The 17,816-nt window shown below is 42.0% G+C and carries 19 protein-coding genes and 1 other annotated feature; all 19 genes read left to right on the forward strand.

Annotation, left to right across the window (positions count from 1 at the left end):
• The first annotated feature begins 25 nt into the window (after positions 1-25).
• The 19 genes from ftsW (at position 26) to pyrR (ending at position 17,712) form a co-directional block, all read left to right on the forward strand.
• The gene (ftsW, locus tag A3M5_RS0102960; RefSeq protein ID WP_051080854.1) at positions 26-1,084 is read left to right on the forward strand and encodes a putative lipid II flippase FtsW; all 1,059 of its coding nucleotides are present in this window, start codon (positions 26-28) and stop codon (positions 1,082-1,084) included.
• A gap of 131 nt (positions 1,085-1,215) precedes the next feature.
• Entirely contained in the window at positions 1,216-2,313 is a 1,098-nt protein-coding gene (murG, locus tag A3M5_RS0102965; protein ID WP_018392268.1) for an undecaprenyldiphospho-muramoylpentapeptide beta-N-acetylglucosaminyltransferase, read from the forward strand.
• A gap of 47 nt (positions 2,314-2,360) precedes the next feature.
• Positions 2,361-3,155, forward strand: a complete 795-nt coding sequence (locus A3M5_RS0102970; RefSeq protein ID WP_018392269.1) for a cell division protein FtsQ/DivIB — start codon at positions 2,361-2,363, stop codon at positions 3,153-3,155.
• 220 nt (positions 3,156-3,375) lie between these two features.
• Positions 3,376-4,680: a cell division protein FtsA gene (gene ftsA / locus A3M5_RS0102975; RefSeq protein WP_018392270.1), complete on the forward strand. Its 1,305-nt coding sequence runs from the start codon at positions 3,376-3,378 to the stop codon at positions 4,678-4,680.
• Between the two features lie 39 nt (positions 4,681-4,719).
• Entirely contained in the window at positions 4,720-5,889 is a 1,170-nt protein-coding gene (ftsZ, locus tag A3M5_RS0102980) for a cell division protein FtsZ (protein ID WP_018392271.1), read from the forward strand.
• Positions 5,890-6,050: 161 nt separating this feature from the next.
• Entirely contained in the window at positions 6,051-6,899 is an 849-nt protein-coding gene (locus A3M5_RS0102985; protein WP_018392272.1) for a sigma-E processing peptidase SpoIIGA, read from the forward strand.
• A gap of 22 nt (positions 6,900-6,921) precedes the next feature.
• Positions 6,922-7,641 carry an RNA polymerase sporulation sigma factor SigE gene (gene sigE / locus A3M5_RS0102990; protein WP_018392273.1) on the forward strand — a complete coding sequence of 240 codons (720 nt, stop codon included), beginning with the start codon at positions 6,922-6,924 and terminating at the stop codon, positions 7,639-7,641.
• Positions 7,642-7,702: 61 nt separating this feature from the next.
• Positions 7,703-8,482, forward strand: coding sequence for an RNA polymerase sporulation sigma factor SigG (sigG, locus tag A3M5_RS0102995; protein ID WP_018392274.1), 780 nt, complete (start codon positions 7,703-7,705; stop codon positions 8,480-8,482).
• Positions 8,483-8,556: 74 nt separating this feature from the next.
• Entirely contained in the window at positions 8,557-8,817 is a 261-nt protein-coding gene (locus A3M5_RS0103000; RefSeq protein ID WP_026221566.1) for a YlmC/YmxH family sporulation protein, read from the forward strand.
• Positions 8,818-8,868: 51 nt separating this feature from the next.
• Entirely contained in the window at positions 8,869-9,684 is an 816-nt protein-coding gene (gene pgeF, locus A3M5_RS0103005) for a peptidoglycan editing factor PgeF (protein WP_018392276.1), read from the forward strand.
• A 4-nt stretch (positions 9,685-9,688) separates the two neighbouring features.
• Entirely contained in the window at positions 9,689-10,363 is a 675-nt protein-coding gene (locus tag A3M5_RS0103010) for a YggS family pyridoxal phosphate-dependent enzyme (RefSeq protein WP_026221567.1), read from the forward strand.
• 16 nt (positions 10,364-10,379) lie between these two features.
• Positions 10,380-10,805 (forward strand): cell division protein SepF, encoded by a 426-nt coding sequence (locus tag A3M5_RS0103015; RefSeq protein ID WP_018392278.1) that lies wholly within the window; start codon positions 10,380-10,382, stop codon positions 10,803-10,805.
• A 5-nt stretch (positions 10,806-10,810) separates the two neighbouring features.
• Entirely contained in the window at positions 10,811-11,071 is a 261-nt protein-coding gene (locus tag A3M5_RS0103020) for a YggT family protein (RefSeq protein WP_018392279.1), read from the forward strand.
• Between the two features lie 12 nt (positions 11,072-11,083).
• Positions 11,084-11,860, forward strand: a complete 777-nt coding sequence (locus A3M5_RS0103025; RefSeq protein WP_018392280.1) for a YlmH family RNA-binding protein — start codon at positions 11,084-11,086, stop codon at positions 11,858-11,860.
• Between the two features lie 92 nt (positions 11,861-11,952).
• Positions 11,953-12,462, forward strand: coding sequence for a DivIVA domain-containing protein (locus A3M5_RS0103030; RefSeq protein ID WP_018392281.1), 510 nt, complete (start codon positions 11,953-11,955; stop codon positions 12,460-12,462).
• Positions 12,463-12,517: 55 nt separating this feature from the next.
• Positions 12,518-12,739: a binding site (T-box leader), on the forward strand.
• Positions 12,740-12,798: 59 nt separating this feature from the next.
• Positions 12,799-15,570: an isoleucine--tRNA ligase gene (gene ileS / locus A3M5_RS0103035; protein WP_018392282.1), complete on the forward strand. Its 2,772-nt coding sequence runs from the start codon at positions 12,799-12,801 to the stop codon at positions 15,568-15,570.
• A gap of 72 nt (positions 15,571-15,642) precedes the next feature.
• Positions 15,643-16,101 carry a signal peptidase II gene (lspA, locus tag A3M5_RS0103040; protein WP_018392283.1) on the forward strand — a complete coding sequence of 153 codons (459 nt, stop codon included), beginning with the start codon at positions 15,643-15,645 and terminating at the stop codon, positions 16,099-16,101.
• A 1-nt stretch (position 16,102) separates the two neighbouring features.
• Positions 16,103-17,014, forward strand: a complete 912-nt coding sequence (locus A3M5_RS0103045; protein WP_018392284.1) for an RluA family pseudouridine synthase — start codon at positions 16,103-16,105, stop codon at positions 17,012-17,014.
• Between the two features lie 161 nt (positions 17,015-17,175).
• Positions 17,176-17,712 carry a bifunctional pyr operon transcriptional regulator/uracil phosphoribosyltransferase PyrR gene (gene pyrR / locus A3M5_RS0103050; protein WP_018392285.1) on the forward strand — a complete coding sequence of 179 codons (537 nt, stop codon included), beginning with the start codon at positions 17,176-17,178 and terminating at the stop codon, positions 17,710-17,712.
• Positions 17,713-17,816 lie beyond the last annotated feature (104 nt).

Consider the following 17,816-nt stretch of genomic DNA (forward strand, 5'->3'; position numbering starts at 1 on the left):
ACAAGCGCCGGATTATGTATTCTTGATGCTTGTATTGCTTTTGACCGGCTCGGGTTTATTTATGGTTGCAAGTGCGGGAGAAGTGTGGGGGCAGTTCAACTATGAAAATCCTTTTTATTTTTTCCAGAGACAGGCATTCTTTGCTGCAATTGGCTTGATCACCATGGCTGGTGTTTCATATGTTGATTACCGAGTCTGGAAAAAAATCGCACGACCATTGCTATTACTCGCTTTCATCTTATTAATAGCCGTACTCATTCCAGGGATTGGAATGGTGAGAAACGGATCACAAAGCTGGATTGGGGTCGGATCACTTTCGTTTCAACCATCAGAATTAATGAAAATTGCGCTCATTTTTTATTTGTCCGTGTTGCTCTCTGAACGAAAAACCGTCATTCATTTATTCTGGAAAGGACTATTTAAACCACTTTTTGTTCTTGGTATGGCATTTGGGCTCATTATGCTGCAGCCTGATCTTGGGACGGCAGCAGTGATGGGCGGTACTGCCTTTCTTCTATTGTTTATCGCGGGCGCCCGGATTCGTTTTTTTGTTATGACTGGTTTGTCTGCTTTAGGGGGACTTGCGATTTTAATTGCATCTGCGCCATACCGGATGAAACGGATAACAGCGTATCTTGATCCATGGTCTGACCCGCTTGGAAGTGGCTTTCAAATCATTCAGTCGCTTTACGCAGTTGGTCCGGGTGGATTATTTGGACACGGATATGGAGAAAGTAGGCAAAAATATTATTATTTGCCAGAACCGCAGACAGACTTTATTTTTGCCATCTGGGCAGAGGAGACGGGCTTTATCGGAGCGGTCTTCATTATAACGCTCTTTTTTCTGCTTATCTGGCGCGGTATTCATATTGGCATGCGCACACAAGATTCATTTGCTGCACTGCTTGTTTGTGGGATTACAGCGATGATCAGTCTGCAGTCATTTATTAATCTAGGTGTTGTGATCGGGCTGATGCCGGTGACAGGTGTAACGCTGCCATTTTTAAGCTATGGGGGCTCTTCTTTGACGATGACACTGGCATCTGCAGGGATTGTGCTGGGCATTAGTCGCTTAAAGGGGTAAAAATGGAGGAATTTTTCTGCTTTTTCAAGATAATATTTGATTCTCGTGACGCATTGATTTAAGATGAGAATGCATTAGACAGCCAGTGTAAACAGCACGAGGCTGCCAGATGAATACTGAGGTGAATGTAATTGAAAATCGTAGTCAGCGGCGGGGGAACTGGGGGACACATTTATCCGGCACTCGCACTCATTCGAATGATTAAATTGAAACATCCGGAAACATCTTTTTTATATATCGGAACTGAAAAAGGACTAGAGTCTAAGCTCGTTACACGGGAAGGCATTCCTTTTCGGTCAGTTGATATTACAGGTTTTCGTCGAGCGGTTTCCTTTGAAAATGTGAAAACGATTATGCGTTTTTTAAAAGGCGTAAATGAATGTAAAAAAATGCTGAAAGAATTTAAACCGGATGTTGTGATCGGTACAGGTGGTTATGTATGCGGACCGGTCGTTTATGCAGCGGCGAAAATGGGTATTCCGTCGATCATTCATGAACAAAATAGCGTACCAGGTTTAACGAACAAGTTTTTAAGTAAATATGTCGAGAAAATTGCGGTCTGTTTTGAAGAAGCGAAAGAATTTTTCCCAGCAGAGAAAACGATTTTAACGGGAAACCCGCGTGCTTCTGAAGTGATAGAAGCAAGCAGCACAGGCATAATGGAAACATTTGACTTACAAAGCGAACAAAAAACAGTGCTTATTTTTGGTGGAAGCCGTGGTGCAAAACCGATTAATGATGCCGTTACCGGTGCCTTAACGAACTTGGCGAGCCGTGATTATCAAGTGTTGTATGTAACAGGTGACGTTCATTACGAAAAGGTTTCATCGATGCTTGAAACAGCCGGAAAACCGGCTAATGTATCGATTGTGCCATTTATTCATAATATGCCGGAAGTGCTCGCATCGTCTAATCTTGTTGTCTCGCGTGCAGGTGCAACAACGCTTGCTGAACTAACAGCACTCGGTATTCCATCTATTCTTGTACCGAGTCCATATGTAACAAATAATCATCAAGAGAAAAATGCGCGCACCCTCACTGACCGTGGTGCAGCTATTTTACTTTTGGAAAAAGATTTGAATGCTGACACCCTCGTTGGGGAGCTCGACTCGATTTTGATGAATGAATCATCATTAATCCAAATGAAAAAAGAAGCAGAACGACTCGGTATTCGAGATGCTGCAGATCGTTTATACAATGTCATGATCGATCTTGCAGGGGGAAGATAATGGGGGTTAAACTGATTGTTGGTCCGTAAACGGACAGAGGTGTGTACATGAATAAACAAAAAATCATTTCAATAGAAGAGCGTATTCCAAAGCTGAAACAAATGCGTAAACGGAAAGCAAACCGCCGTCTTCTCATTCTCCTGTCTATGTTCTTTTTACTTGCTCTTTTCTTAATTTATTTGCAGTCGTCGCTAAGTAAAGTGGCACAAATTCATGTAGAAGGCAATACATTAACGACGGAGCGGGAAATTATTGCACAAAGTGGGCTTGAAGCCGGCCGAAGCATATGGGCAGCAGGTAAAAATAAAGCGGAAGAGCGGCTTTTAAAAGATGAGCGTATTAAAGAGGCAACAATATCCATAGGTTTTCCAAATGATTTAAAGATAACGGTCGTTGAACAAAATGAAATTGCCTATGCAGCCCGCAAAGGTGGTATATACCCAATTTTACAAAATGGTAAAATTGTAAGTGATCCTATACAAGGAGCACCGTCACAGTTGCCTATTTTATATAACTTTAAAGAAGGCGATGCGCTGAATCGCTTGGCGAAAGCGATTGAAATGTTGCCGGATGAAGTCGTTAACATAATTTCAGAAGTCTATTATGATCCGAAAAAAAGTGATTCGCTTCACATAAAAGCATTTATGACAGATGGATTTGAAGTATCCGCGACGCTTTCAACATTTGCAGATAAGATGGTCTATTACCCGTCCATTTCCAACCAGCTGGACCCGAATGTAAGAGGAATCATTAACCTTGAAGTTGGTTCTTATTTTGAACCATATGATCCTTCGCAGCAGCAAGGAGGAGAAGAAGGCATGGAAGAGGCGGAAAGCCCATAAAGTTTTTGAAAACGGGACAACTTAGCCTTTTCCAGCATCTCATCTTAGTGTAGACTTGTATGAGAGAGTTTCAAAGACATTACATTAGAAAAATATTAAACTTAAAAAAGGAAAATATATTGAATATGACGAATAACGTTCTTTATACATGTTTTAACGAACATAGGTGCGAATTGTTGTTCGATTATTCAGGTTTTTATGGTAAAGGAGGTGCCGCAGCATGAACAGTAATGAAATACTAGTCAGTCTTGACATTGGTACATCCGCTATTAAGGTGATCATTGGGGAAATGGTCAATGATTCTTTAAATATTATCGGTGTCGGCAGTGTAAAGTCAAAAGGAATTCGCAAAGGTGCGGTCGTCGATATTGACGATACGGTCCATTCTATTAAAAAGGCAATTGAGCAAGCGGAGCGTATGGTTGGTGTTGAAATTAGCTCTGTCATTGTAGGTATTGCAGCCAATCATGCGGTTCTTCATTCTTGCAACGGTGTTGTGGCCGTTTCAAGTGAAAATCGTGAAATTACGAGCGAAGATGTCATTCGTGTAAAAGATGCGGCACAGGTTATGTCTATCCCGCCGGATCGAGAAATTGTAAACGTTATTGCGAAACAATTTATTGTGGACGGGTTTGATGAGATTAATGATCCGCGTGGTATGCTAGGTGTCCGTTTAGAAATGGAAGGAATTATCGTTACCGGTTCAAGAACTTTTTTACATAACACATTGCGCTGTGTAGAACGTGCCGGCTTAAACATTAACGAGATTGTTCTTCAGCCGCTTGCAAGCGGTGAAATTGCTCTTTCAAACGATGAAAAAAATCTTGGTACAGTGTTAGTTGATATTGGCGGCGGTTCGACAACCGTATCATTTTTCAAAGATGGTTATATTCAGCAAACAACGGTATTGCCTGTTGGGGGCGAACATATTACGAAAGATTTGTCGATTGGCCTTCGTACATCCACGGAAGAAGCGGAACAAATTAAATCGAAGCATGGTCATGCATTTTATGATCTTGCATCTGAAGAGGAAGTTTTCAGCGTACCAGTTATTGGAAGCGATCAACATGACCAGTTTAATCAGCTTGAAATTTCAGAAATTATTGAAGCTAGAATGGAAGAATTATTTATGATGATTGTGGAGGATCTTCGCCAAACAGGTATCCACGATGTACCAGGCGGTTTCGTATTAACTGGAGGCACATCGGCTATGAATGGCATTCTTGACCTAGCACAGGATGTTTTTCAAAATCGTGTTCGTGTAGCGATCCCGGATTATATTGGCGTTCGTGAGCCACAATATACGACAGCCGTCGGTTTGATTAAATATGCGTATAAAACCGCTCGTCTTACCGGTCGAAAAATAAGCGAGCCGAATGATGTTCAGCCTAAGGAAAAAGAAGAAAGAAGAGAACGACAGGATACGCAAAAGGAAGCTAAACCGTCCAAAAAAGAAAATGACAAGCAAAAAGATGGTGTCGGATCGAAAATGAAACGGCTTTTCGGCTACTTTTTTGAAGAATAATGAAGATGAATAGATTATGACGAATTAGGAGGATTTGCCATGTTGGAATTTGATACGAGTTTAGATTCGTTAGCAACAATTAAAGTGATCGGCGTAGGCGGCGGCGGAAATAATGCCGTAAACCGAATGATAGAGCACGGTGTACAAGGTGTTGACTTCATTGCAGTTAACACGGATGCACAAGCGCTAAATTTATCAAAAGCAGAAGTAAAGATGCAAATTGGTTCAAAATTGACACGCGGTTTAGGTGCAGGTGCCAACCCGGAAGTCGGTAAAAAAGCTGCAGAAGAAAGTAAAGAGCAAATTGAAGAAGTATTAAAAGGTGCAGACATGGTGTTTGTTACAGCCGGCATGGGCGGTGGAACAGGCACAGGAGCAGCACCGGTTATAGCACAAATTGCAAAAGATCTCGGCGCGCTGACAGTTGGTGTCGTAACACGCCCATTTACATTTGAAGGGCGAAAACGTGCGACACAGGCAGCTGGGGGAATTGAATCAATGAAGGCATCTGTTGACACATTGATTGTCATTCCAAATGACCGTTTGCTTGAAATTGTTGATAAAAGCACACCAATGCTTGAAGCGTTCCGTGAAGCGGATAACGTTCTGAGACAAGGTGTCCAGGGTATTTCTGATTTAATCGCCGTCCCTGGTTTGATTAACCTGGACTTTGCTGACGTGAAAACAATCATGTCTAATAAAGGTTCTGCTTTGATGGGAATTGGTGTCGCTTCTGGTGAAAATCGTGCTGTTGAAGCAGCGAAAAAAGCCATTTCCAGCCCGCTTCTTGAAACGGCTATTGATGGTGCACAAGGTGTGTTAATGAATATTACTGGCGGGAGTAACTTGAGTCTTTATGAAGTACAGGAAGCGGCGGACATCGTATCCTCTGCATCAGATCAAGAAGTAAATATGATTTTCGGTTCTGTTATTAATGAGAACTTAAAAGATGAAATCATTGTCACGGTCATTGCGACTGGATTTAAAGAACTCCCATCTCAGCCCGGTGGACCAAGTGGACAGTCTCGTCCTGGCCTTGGCCAGGTGAAGCCTCAGCAGCAGGCAGCACCGCAGCAGTCAAAACCGCGTGATGTGAAACGTGAAGATACGCCGCCGCTTGAACAGCCAATTCGTCAGCCGCAGCAATCAAGTACGGATGATACGCTTGATATTCCAACATTTTTGCGTAACCGAAATAGAAGAAGATAAATAGTACGGATCCTGCCACATATGTGGCAGGGTTTTTTGTGTTAGTGACATAATTCGGAAAAATCGCTGTAAAAATTCACTCACATTGCGACACAAATTGAAATCTAAATCCGCTACACTAATAATCATGGGACAGGCAGCCGGAAAGAGGGAGGGGTGAATTGACCGGTTACGCAGAAGTCATTGTCCTTTTTAATTTTGCGGCGGATGGGTTGCTGCTGCTTGTGACAGGTATTTTATTGGGAAAACGGTTACAGGCACGAAGGCTTTTACTAGCTTCGATGATCGGGACAATCCCGTTGTTCATGCATTTAATTACAGGATGGGACTGGCTTAATCATTTTGCTGTTAAAATGTTGTCACCTGTTTTTATGCTTATTATTGCCTTTAAAATCACCGGCATTGCTGTCCTTTTATCTGCTGCTGTCACCTTTTATTTTGTTACTTTTTTAACAGGCGGTGTGTTATACGGGTTCCAGTCTGTTATTTTTAATGGAAATTCTTCTGGTCAGTTTTCATTTGTCATGTTATTCATTGTATCTATCTCGGCTGCTTTTTATTTTATTCAGCGCCGTCTATTCAACTTGAGTACGAAACGGAATATAAAAAAACAAACGGTGCCAGTTACATTTTCCATTTGTGGAATGAAATGGTCCGGTATAGCACTGATTGATACGGGAAATTCATTATGTGATCCGATTACGAAAAAAGGAGTGGCTGTCTGTCAAATTCGAGCTGGTGAAAGCTGGCCAATTGCGGTTCATAGCGGGGAACAGGAGGTATTATCAGGGCTGCCTGATCGATGGGCGGAAAAGATGATTTGGGTTCCAGCCCGCTCCTTAGGTGCTGAAAAACAATTGCTCGCTGCTTTTCGAACAGATGAATTAACAGTTTTTATGGACGGGAAAGCTGTACAGACGCCGAAAGCGCTTGTGACATTTACGACAGCAATACTCTCGGATGATCAATCTTTTGATTTTATTTTGCATCCGAATATGGTTCGACAATGAATGGAAAGGTGAGTGGGTTTATATGCGGCCAGTCAAAACGAAATGGATGTATGTGATGTATAATGTGCTTCAAAAAGCGGGAATGAAGTCGAAAGCGATTTACTATATTGGTGGAAGTGAAGCGTTACCGCCGCCGTTGTCGCGTGATGAAGAAGCGCACTTGCTTACGAAGCTTCCATCCGGTGATAAAGCGGTTAGGGCGATGTTGATTGAGCGCAATTTACGGCTTGTTGTTTACATTGCCCGTAAGTTTGAAAACACCGGTATTCATATCGAAGACTTAATTAGTATCGGGGCAATCGGATTAATTAAAGCGGTGAACACATTTAATCCCGAAAAGAAAATTAAACTCGCAACATATGCATCACGCTGTATTGAAAACGAAATTTTAATGTATTTACGCCGCAATAATAAAATACGCTCAGAAATTTCATTTGACGAGCCACTAAACGTTGACTGGGATGGCAATGAATTGCTTTTGTCAGATGTGCTTGGAACAGAGAATGACATTATTACGAAAGGGATTGAAGAAGATGTTGACAAACATTTAGTGGCAGAAGCACTTGAAGATCTGGAAGGCCGTGAAAAACAGATTATTGAAATGCGTTTTGGGATAAATGGGCAGGAAGAAAAAACGCAAAAAGAAGTCGCCGATCTACTCGGCATTTCACAGTCATACATTTCACGTCTGGAAAAGAAAATCATTGGACGACTGAAGAAAGAATTGAATAAACTGCGCTGAATAAAATTTTCCGGGTCGGAAATACTGTTCTAAGAAACAGACATCATGAGGAGGAACAGTGATGGCCCGGAATAAAGTTGTACTGTGCGGTGTCGATACATCAAAGCTTCCTGTTTTAACAAATCCTGAAATGAAAGTTCTATTTATAAAATATCAAAGCGGTGACAAAAGTGCGCGCGAAGAACTTGTTACAGGAAATTTGCGTCTTGTTTTAAGTGTTATTCAACGGTTCAATCATCGCAATGAACAGGCGGATGATTTATTTCAAGTTGGATGTATTGGTTTAATGAAATCGATTGATAACTTTGATTTAGGTCATAATGTCCGCTTTTCAACGTATGCTGTGCCGATGATTATTGGTGAAATACGACGCTATCTGCGAGATAATAATCCGATCCGTGTCTCGCGCTCGCTTCGTGATATTGCGTATAAAGCATTACAGGCAAGAGAGAGATTGACAGCAGAACGATCTGTAGAGCCGGCTGCTGAAGATATTGCCCGGGCGATTGATGTGCCAAAAGAAGAGATGGTATTTGCGCTTGATGCTATTCAAGACCCCGTGTCGCTGTTTGAACCTGTATTTCAAGATGGCGGCGATCCGATTTATATGATGGATCAAATAAGTGACGGAAAAGATCGTGAAAAAGAATGGGTTGATTCGATGACGGTAACCGATGAATTGAACAGATTGTCAGAAAGAGAAAAAATGATTGTGGAAAGACGATTTTTCAGTGGGAGAACCCAAATGGAAGTCGCGGATGAAATTGGTATTTCCCAGGCGCAGGTGTCCCGTCTTGAAAAAGGAGCCATTAAGCAAATGAAAAAGAGAATAAACGACTAATTCAAAACAGGAGTTTTTTACTTCCTGTTTTTTTTCTTTGTTTTGATACATACATATGAGAGAAAGGGGGCATTATCATGCGCATCTCTGATTTTCAATTAAAAGATATCGTCAATGTGACAGATGGGAAAAAACTTGGCAGGCTTGCTGATATTGAATTAAACAGTACAACAGGAGCCATTTCTGCATTAATTATTGAACAAAGCGGGAAAAAATTCGGTTTATTCGGCAAAGAAGAAGAAATCATTATTTTTTGGATGAATATTGTAAAAATTGGCGGCGATGTTATTTTAGTTCGTCATGGTGAAAAGCCATCAGAAGAAGATGAACAATGACGTAAAATGGTTCGGTGTGGTACACTAGAGGAAAATGTGCAGGAGAAGATAATGACAGAACCTTTTAAAAAATCAATAGATGGTCTGTATCGTATTGAACGTTGGGAAAAAGAGTTCCCAGGCTTAATAGCCGGATTTACATCAAAGAACGAGGGATCAGGCATTTTTAACAAATTAAATACAGCGTTTCACGTACATGATGACCCATCAGCTGTTCGACAGAATCGAATACGTATCGGAGAGAAAACGGGTATCCCGGTAAGACAGTGGGTTGGGTGTGAGCAGACACATAGCACGCATATTGAACAAGTAACGAAAGAAGACAGTGGACGAGGCGCGCTTGATTATAATAGTGCGCTTTCGTCTACAGATGGTCTTTATACAAATGACCTAGGCATTTTATTGACACTTTGCTATGCAGACTGTGTGCCGCTTTATTTTTGCGACCGATCGTCAAAAAGGATTGGTACAGCGCATGCCGGCTGGAAAGGATCTGTCGGAGGCATCGGCTCCGCGATGATCAAAAAATGGGAAAAGCAAGGGAGTAGACTTGAAGATATTGAGGTCGTCATCGGTCCATCCATTTGTGGCAATTGCTATAAAGTGGGTAAAATGGTCACAGATGAAGCAGAAAAATGGTATAGCCGCTATGAAACAAGATCGTTTTTACCGGTTTCAGATGAACCGGATACATTTTATTTTTCATTGCAGAACTTTAATAAGGACATTTTCTTAAAATCGGGCGTGTTGGAAGAAAATATTTACATGACGCACCTTTGTACAAGTTGTTCACCCGATTTTTTTTCTTATCGGCGCGACGGAGGTCATACAGGCAGAATGATGAGTTATATTGGCTGGAAGGAATGAAATGATGAGAGTCAGTGAGAATTTAGCAACCATTACAAATCGTATTGAGGAAGCCGCAAGCCATGCGGGGCGGAATCCTAATGAGATAAAAATCATTGCGGTGACGAAATACGTGTCTGTAGAGCGGGCAGAAGAAGCCGTGGAAGCAGGTATCATCGACCTTGGTGAAAATCGGGATGAGGGATTGAATGCAAAGTATGAAGCAATTGGTAACCGAGCAAAGTGGCATTTTATTGGTTCATTGCAGACGAGAAAAGTGAAATTAGTTATTGATAAAATCGACTATATTCACTCGCTTGACCGTGAATCGCTCGCTAAAGAAATTGACCGCCGTACGAGTAAAACGGTAAACTGCTTTGTACAGGTCAATGTGTCCGGCGAAGAATCAAAACATGGCTTAGAGCCGGAAGCGGTTATACCATTTATTGAAGCACTTGCTGTATATAAAAATGTGCGTGTGTGTGGATTGATGACAATGGCACCGCTTACGGAAGACCGAGAAGTGCTTCGTGCCTGTTTTCGCCGGTTAGCAGAATGCAAAAGCCGTGTGCAGGCATTACATCTTGATTATGCACCATGCAATGAGCTCTCAATGGGTATGAGCAACGATTTTGACATTGCAATTGAAGAAGGAGCAACGATGGTTCGGATTGGCACAGCGCTTGTTGGTGAAGAATGAGAGCGGAGGTGGAACCGTGGGAGTGAAATCGAAATTTAAATCATTTTTTCTTTTAGACGAAGAAGATTATGATATGGTGGAAGAAGATGTATATGAAGAAGAACATGAGCAGTCTACAACGCGAAAAAAGAATGTTGTCAGCTTGAAAAGTGCGCAAAAGCCAGCAAAAGTCATTATGGCTGAACCGCGCATTTTCGCGGAAGCACAGGAAATTGCCGATCATTTAAAAATGAAAAAAGCGGTCATCGTCAATTTGCAGCGCATTCAAACGGATCAAGCACGCCGTATTGTTGACTTTCTAGGCGGTACAGTGTATGCCATTGGTGGAGAAATACAGCAAATCGGAGAAAAAATCTTTTTCTGCGCACCTGAAAATGTTGAAATCAGTGGAAGTATTACACAATTTGGCAATAACGATCATGATAAAACGGGGTGGCAATAAGTCGAATGGATACAATCATTTATATTATTTACAGAGCTCTAGAACTATATTCATGGGTGTTGATCGCATATATTTTGATGTCATGGTTTCCAAATGCACGAGAAACAACGATTGGACGCTTTTTAACAAAGATCAGTGAACCCTATCTTGAACCGTTTCGCCGCTTTGTCCCGGCCATTGGTATGTTCGACATTTCGCCTATTGTCGCGTTAATCGTGCTGCGCTTAGCGCAAAGCGGTCTGTCGCAGCTGTCACTGTGGGTATAAGGGGAGAATAGATTGAGCGGAATTTATCAGCATTTCAGACCGGAAGAAAAAGAGTTTATTGATAAAGCGATAGAATGGAAGCAGCAAGTTACGGAAATGTATGCGCCAAAGTTGACCGGATTTCTTGATCCGCGCGAAAGACAGATTATCCGTTCTGTTGTCGGTTCAGATGAAGACGTGCGAGTATCTTTTTTTGGTGGTACGGAATCGGCAGAACGGAAGCGAGCTCTTATTCATCCGGATTACTATGAGCCGGATGTAACGGATTACGATGTCGTATTATACGAAATTGATTATCCAGAAAAATTTTCAACCATTAGTCATCCTCAGATTCTCGGCAGTTTAATGGGACTCGGGTTAAAACGGGAAAAGTTTGGTGACATCATGACAGATGGCAGCCGTTTTCAGCTTTTTGTCGTAAAAGAAACGGCTAGTTATATGGATACGCATTTTGAACATGTTGGTAAAGTGCCAGTCAAGTTGAAAGAAAAATTGTTTCAGGAAGCTATTCAATCGATAGAAAGTTGGCACGAACAGTCTGTTACGGTCACATCTATCCGTTTGGACACTGTTATTGCTTCATTACCTGCGATGTCTAGGCAAAAAGCACAACAGTTAATTAAAGGCGGTGCTGTGAAGGTAAATTGGAAAGCGGTCGACAATCCGTCGTTTGAATGTGCAGAACAAGATGTATTGTCTGTGCGGGGTAGCGGACGGATGAAAATTTTATCGATTGATGGACAAACGAAAAGAGAGAAATGGCGCCTGACGCTGGGTATTTTGAAATAAATTTAAGAAAATAAAAAGATTTCCATACAAAAGAGCGAAAAAACCTTTATAATAAAATACAGTTGTTAATGTAACGCTTTGGAGGTGACTGTATGCCCTTAACGCCGTTGGACATACATAAAAAAGAATTCGGACGTTCATTTCGTGGGTATGATGAAGACGAAGTGAATGATTATTTAAATCAAATAATAAAAGATTATGAACTCATTATTCGTGAAAAAAAAGAAATGGAAACAAAGCTTGCTTCACAGACGGAGCGGCTTAGTTATTTATCCAATATTGAGGAAACATTAAACAAATCGATTGTCATTGCGCAGGAAACAGCGGAAGACGTGAAACGCAATGCACAAAAAGAAGCGAAACTGCTTGTGCGGGAAGCTGAAAGAAATGCGGATCGTATTGTTGAGGAGTCTTTGTCAAAGGCGCGTCGTATTGCAGTTGAAATTGAAGAATTGAAAAAACAGTCAAAAGTATTCCGGACACGATTTAAAATGTTGATGGAAGCACAGTTAGATTTGTTGAGCAACGACGATTGGGATGCGTTAATGGGTTTTGAAGTGGATACGGATGAAATCGAGCAATTAAGCGAAGACGACATGTAAACTTGACGGATGACCGGTTCATTTTTATAATGGATTCATTCAAATAACTATATAAGCAAAAACGATGACGGGGACAGTACGTTTACATAAATCAGTGTTAAAGCGAACCGGGGAGGGTGTAAGCCCGGCTGCTGATTGTTGACGGAAGATCACCCTTGAGTGCTTTTCGTGAACGAATAGTAGCGGACAAGCGGCTCATCCACGTTACGGATGGTGAGCGGACAGTGTAGTTGCTGTCAATCAGGGTGGTACCGCGGAAACCTTTTTCGTCCCTTATTTAGGGGATGTAAAAGGTTTTTTTGTATTTATTACATTTAGATTAAAGGAGAATGGGACATGAATTATAAAGAGACATTATTAATGCCTAAAACAGAATTCCCGATGCGGGGCAATTTGCCGAAACGTGAACCAGATATGCAAAAAACATGGAATGAAGCAGATATTTACAAGCAGGTGCTCGATCGTACGAAAGACCGCCCGATGTTTGTTTTACATGATGGACCCCCTTATGCAAACGGGGATATTCATATCGGACATGCGTTGAATAAAATTTTGAAAGATTTTATTGTCCGCTTTAAATCAATGAGCGGTTATTACGCGCCTTATATTCCAGGCTGGGATACACACGGTTTGCCAATTGAACAGGCACTTACAAACTCGGGTGTGAATCGAAAAGAAATGACAGTGGCTCAGTTCCGCCAGCTTTGTGAAGACTATGCCTATAAACAAATTGACAGTCAGCGTACACAGTTTAAACGTCTCGGTGTTCGTGGTGATTGGGAAAATCCATACATTACATTGAAGCCGGAGTACGAGGCACAGCAAATTAAAGTATTCGGTGAAATGGCGAAGAAAGGCTATATTTATAAAGGACTGAAACCAGTTTACTGGTCGCCTTCGTCTGAATCAGCACTTGCTGAAGCGGAAATTGAATACAAGGATAAAAAATCTGCGTCTATTTATGTGGCGTTCAATGTAAAACAAGGTAATGGTGTACTTGAAGAAGGCACGAAAATAATCATTTGGACGACAACACCGTGGACGATTCCTGCGAATCTTGGTATTGCTGTTCACCCGGACCTTGCTTATGCTGTCGTAAATTCAGGCGGCGATCGTTTTGTCGTGGCAGAAGCCCTTCTTGAAGAGGTAGCGGAGAAAATTGGCTGGGGCTCTTACACGAAGGAAAAAACGGTCAAAGGGGAAGAGTTGGAGAACATTATCGCTGCTCACCCGATTTACGATCGTGATTCACTCGTTATGCTTGGCGAACACGTGACAACCGATTCCGGTACAGGATGCGTTCATACAGCACCCGGACATGGAGAAGATGACTTTATCATCGGTAAAAAATACGGTCTTGATGTTCTTTGTCCAGTGAATGACCGAGGTGTGATGACAGAAGAAGCACCTGGTTTTGAAGGCCTTTTCTATGATAAAGCAAACAAAGCGATTACGGAAAAGCTCACGGAAGTCGGTGCGCTTTTGAATATGGAATTTATTACACATTCATACCCGCATGACTGGCGGACTAAAAAACCAGTTATTTACCGTGCAACAGCGCAATGGTTTGCGTCAATTGATGCATTCCGTCCAGAATTATTAGAAGCTGTTAAAGAAACGAAATGGGTACCATCATGGGGTGAAACGCGTCTATTCAACATGATCCGTGACCGAGGCGACTGGTGTATTTCCCGTCAGCGCGCGTGGGGTGTGCCAATACCTGTGTTCTATGCAGAAAACGGTGAGCCAATCATTACAGATGAAACAATAGCACATGTATCCGATTTGTTCCGTGAACACGGTTCGAACATCTGGTTTAAGCGTGAAACAAAAGATTTATTGCCAGAAGGTTTTACACATCCAGGCAGTCCGAATGGTGAGTTTACGAAAGAAAATGATATTATGGATGTTTGGTTTGACTCAGGCTCATCTCATCAAGGTGTTCTTGAACTTCGTGATGACGCACAGCGTCCGGCCGATCTTTATTTAGAAGGATCAGACCAATACCGGGGCTGGTTTAATTCCTCTCTTATTACTGGCGTTGCTGTAACAGGAAAAGCGCCGTATAAAGGTGTTCTTAGCCACGGATTTGCACTTGATGGCGAAGGCCGTAAAATGAGCAAATCACTAGGCAATACGGTTATCCCATCAAAAGTGATGGATCAGCTCGGGGCGGATATTTTACGCTTATGGGTAGCGTCTGTTGACTTTCAGGCGGATGTACGTGTATCTGATGCGATTTTGAAACAGGTTACAGAAGTATATCGGAAGATCCGCAATACATTCCGTTTCCTGCTTGGAAACCTCGATGGATTTGATCCCGCAAAGCATGCTGTTTCGCATGAAAACTTGCGTGAAGTTGATCAGTTTATGCTTGTGAAATTAAATGAATTGATTAAAAATGTCCGCAGCTATTATGAAAACTATGAATTCGCAGCTATTTATCATGCAATCAACAATTTCTTTACAGTAGATATGAGTTCGTTCTATCTTGATTTTGCTAAAGACGTTCTTTATATCGAAGCGGAAGATCAGTCGGAGCGCCGGGCGATTCAAACAGTTCTTTATGAAACGTTAACAGCTCTTGCAAAACTACTTTCTCCAATTTTGCCGCATACAGCAGATGAAGTATGGACAGAAGTACCGGGGGCAACAGAACAATACGTTCAGTTGACAGATATGCCGGAGTATAAAGAGATCGCGGATGCAGCAAGTTTAACAGCCAAATGGACAGCGTTTATGAATGTGCGTGACGATGTGTTAAAAGCGCTGGAAAAAGCGCGTAATGAGAAAGTGATCGGCAAATCGCTTACAGCACACGTACGTTTATACGCTGACAGTGATGTAACGGACCTTCTTGCATCCATTCAGGAAGATTTGAAACAATTGTTTATCGTATCCGGGTTTGAAGTAGTGGGTTCCAAAGCAGATGCACCAGGCAATGCAGTGAAGCTTGACACAGCGTCTGTTGTCGTTGAGAAAGCGTCCGGTGAAACGTGTGAACGCTGTTGGACGGTGACTGAAGAAGTTGGACACGATCCAGCACATTCAACACTTTGCCCCCGCTGTGCTGAGGTTGTAGCCGAGCATTATCCAGAATTAAACTAAAGGATAAGAAAAAGAGGTTAGCAACCGCTAACCTCTTTTCACCGTTATCCAGGCGGATGGAGGAACGTATAGATGTATTATATATTGACACTGTTAGTAATCTTATTAGATCAATGGACGAAGTGGCTCATTGTTGCGTCAATGGAAATCGGCGAAAGTGTAAAAGTGATTGACGACATCATTCATATAACATCTCACCGAAATCGAGGTGCGGCATGGGGGATGCTTGAAGGTAAATTCTGGCTATTTTATATCATTACCGCAGTCGTCGTCGTAGCTCTTGTGTATTTTATGCAGACAGAGGCAAAAGGAAAACCATTAATGAAAACATCGCTGGCAATTTTGCTTGGTGGTGCGATCGGCAATTTTATTGACCGGTTGTTTCGCGGCGAAGTCGTTGATTTCATACAGACGTTTATTTTCGGTTACCACTTCCCAATTTTTAACATTGCGGATGCAGCACTGACGATTGGTGTTCTGTTATTATTTGGAGCTATGTTTATTGAAGATCGAAAAGGAAAGAAGGAATAAGATGGAAAACATGAATTTTACCGTAGCGGAAGAAGAAAATGGCAGCCGGATTGACAAATTGGCTGCAGCACAAGATGAACAGTTTTCACGGACACAAGTCCAGGATTGGTTAAAAGAAGGGCACGTACTCGTTAATGGCAAACCTGTGAAAGCGAACTATAAAGCCGTCGCCGGTGATGAAGTGACGATTCACATTCCAGAACCAGAAGAATTGAAAATTGAAGCAGAGGATTTACAGCTCGATGTGTATTATGAGGATACGGATGTTATTGTTGTGAATAAACCGAGTGGCATGGTCGTTCATCCCGCACCGGGCCACGTGAGCGGTACGCTTGTGAATGGGTTAATGTTTCACTGTAAAGATTTGTCGGGCATTAATGGTGTTATGCGTCCAGGGATTGTCCATCGGATTGATAAAGATACGTCAGGGCTGTTAATGGTCGCGAAAAACGACATGGCACATGAAAAGCTTGTCAATCAGCTCGTTGAAAAATCAGTCACAAGAAAATATAAAGCTGTTGTGCATGGTGTGATTCCACATGATTTTGGCACAATTGAAGCACCAATTGGCCGCGATCCGAAAGATCGTCAAAAAATGGCGGTCGTTGATAATGGAAAAGCCGCGGTCACTCACTTTCATGTGATCGAGCGATTTGAAGAATTTACGCTCGTTGAATGTGAACTCGAAACAGGACGTACGCATCAAATTCGCGTGCATATGAAGTATATCGGTTTTCCCCTAGCAGGCGATCCGAAATATGGACCGAAAAAAACGCTTAAACATGATGGACAGGCGCTTCATGCAGGTATTCTCGGATTTGTTCATCCACGTACAGATGAATACATGGAGTTTGAAGCACCTGCCCCAAAAGAATTTGACGACCTTCTTATTGAACTGAAGAAAAATAATTGACAATCTGTGCGGTTATCGTTAAAATAAATGCAGTTGAATAAGAACCTTTAAGAACAGTCCCGAGAGGCTGGGAAGGGATCGGATAAAATGCGGTATATGTAATACCGCATACGTAGGGATCAGTACGCCTTCTCACCGTAACGGGTGAGGAGGCTTTTTTTGTGGAAAAAGCAGTTGTGCTTGATCAGCAGGCAATTCACAGGGCACTGACGAGAATTGCACATGAGATCATTGAGCGGAATAAGGGCATTGACAACTGTGTATTAATCGGGATTAAAACACGAGGTATTTATGTTGCAAAGCGGCTGGCAGAACGTATTTTTCAAATAGAAGGACTACACATTCCAGTTGGTGAGCTTGATATTACGCTATATCGTGATGACTTGACGCATGAAATGAAAAGTCACGATCCAGAAGTGAGAGGATCAGACATTCCAATTGATATCAATGGTAAAACCGTTATTTTAGCCGATGATGTGCTTTATACAGGACGGACCGTACGAGCGGCGATGGATGCGATCATGGACATCGGAAGGCCGTCGCATATTCAAATGGCGGCGCTTGTTGATAGAGGTCACCGGGAATTGCCGATTCGAGCCGATTACATCGGGAAAAATATCCCGACAGCAAAAAGTGAGCGTATTGTCGTTACACTTGAAGAAGTAGACGAATTTGATCGTATTAGTATATATGAATAAAGATGAATGTTAAATGAAAGTCGTGAGAGGCTTTATGAACATTGACAACCTTTTAAAAGTGCACGAGAGGCATTTAAGGGTGAAATCGTTCTGCACGTTTGTGC

This window comes from Bacillus sp. 37MA (genome assembly GCF_000372765.1).
Classification (GTDB): domain Bacteria; phylum Bacillota; class Bacilli; order Bacillales; family Domibacillaceae; genus Domibacillus; species Domibacillus aminovorans.

Excerpts from the sequence above, each read along its gene's own strand:
- A3M5_RS0103010 (WP_026221567.1), top strand. The coding sequence starts at position 9,689 with ATGAGAGTCAGTGAGAATTTAGCAACCATTACAAATCGTATTGAGGAA.
- A3M5_RS0103030 (WP_018392281.1), top strand. The coding sequence starts at position 11,953 with ATGCCCTTAACGCCGTTGGACATACATAAAAAAGAATTCGGACGTTCA.
- sigG (WP_018392274.1), top strand. The coding sequence starts at position 7,703 with ATGGCCCGGAATAAAGTTGTACTGTGCGGTGTCGATACATCAAAGCTT.
- A3M5_RS0103045 (WP_018392284.1), top strand. The coding sequence starts at position 16,103 with ATGGAAAACATGAATTTTACCGTAGCGGAAGAAGAAAATGGCAGCCGG.
- A3M5_RS0103020 (WP_018392279.1), top strand. The coding sequence starts at position 10,811 with ATGGATACAATCATTTATATTATTTACAGAGCTCTAGAACTATATTCA.
- ftsW (WP_051080854.1), top strand. The coding sequence starts at position 26 with ATGCTTGTATTGCTTTTGACCGGCTCGGGTTTATTTATGGTTGCAAGT.
- ileS (WP_018392282.1), top strand. The coding sequence starts at position 12,799 with ATGAATTATAAAGAGACATTATTAATGCCTAAAACAGAATTCCCGATG.
- pgeF (WP_018392276.1), top strand. The coding sequence starts at position 8,869 with ATGACAGAACCTTTTAAAAAATCAATAGATGGTCTGTATCGTATTGAA.
- ftsA (WP_018392270.1), top strand. The coding sequence starts at position 3,376 with ATGAACAGTAATGAAATACTAGTCAGTCTTGACATTGGTACATCCGCT.
- ftsZ (WP_018392271.1), top strand. The coding sequence starts at position 4,720 with ATGTTGGAATTTGATACGAGTTTAGATTCGTTAGCAACAATTAAAGTG.
- sigE (WP_018392273.1), top strand. The coding sequence starts at position 6,922 with ATGCGGCCAGTCAAAACGAAATGGATGTATGTGATGTATAATGTGCTT.
- lspA (WP_018392283.1), top strand. The coding sequence starts at position 15,643 with ATGTATTATATATTGACACTGTTAGTAATCTTATTAGATCAATGGACG.
- A3M5_RS0102970 (WP_018392269.1), top strand. The coding sequence starts at position 2,361 with ATGAATAAACAAAAAATCATTTCAATAGAAGAGCGTATTCCAAAGCTG.